At 28.7% G+C, this 614-nt stretch carries 1 protein-coding gene; it reads left to right on the top strand.

All coding sequences use genetic code 11. From position 1 onward, the window contains the following. Positions 1-614, top strand: a 614-nt coding sequence (locus KPC_RS20560) for a hypothetical protein (RefSeq protein ID WP_171334576.1), incomplete at both ends; no start/stop codon positions are given.

Below are 614 nucleotides of genomic sequence, written 5' to 3' on the forward strand. Positions count from 1 at the left end.
ATTTTCTTCATCGTTACTTTTTTCAGCATGTGGAGGCGGGGATGGAGGTGGAGAATCCCTCCAATTCGACAATAAAGTTGAACAATGGAGTTATTATGAAATATTTGAAGACTATAATAAAGAAACGTCTAAATTTGATAAGGTCGGAATTCACAAAGAAATTACAACGATTAATAATAACCAATTATTTTTTAAGTCATCAAATACAACTCCATACGATTTTTATCATCCAGTAACCTACATTACAAATACAGGTCTATATGAAGATGGCAAGACTGATAACCAGCTAGGTATTTTCAAAGGTACTATATCAAAACAATCTAACCAATGGATTATAGAACCAAATTCAAACAATAATTCACAAGGGTTCAAAATTACAAAAAAATTTGATTTGATTAATATTAAAGGTAAAAGTCTCTTAACAATATTATATCCTATTGATTACGTCAATGTATTAAACTATATGCCAAATTTAACTCAAGATACAGATTTACGAAAATTAGAAGAACAACTCAGAAATGCTACATTCCCTGAAGGTTCAACATGTATTCAAATAAAAGAAATTTCAAATAATGAAGAAAATTTTCAATTAGAAATTGCAGAATCTATTAGTC

Origin of the sequence: Acinetobacter stercoris, from assembly GCF_900323515.1 — a bacterium.
GTDB classification, from domain to species: Bacteria; Pseudomonadota; Gammaproteobacteria; order Pseudomonadales; family Moraxellaceae; genus Acinetobacter; species Acinetobacter stercoris.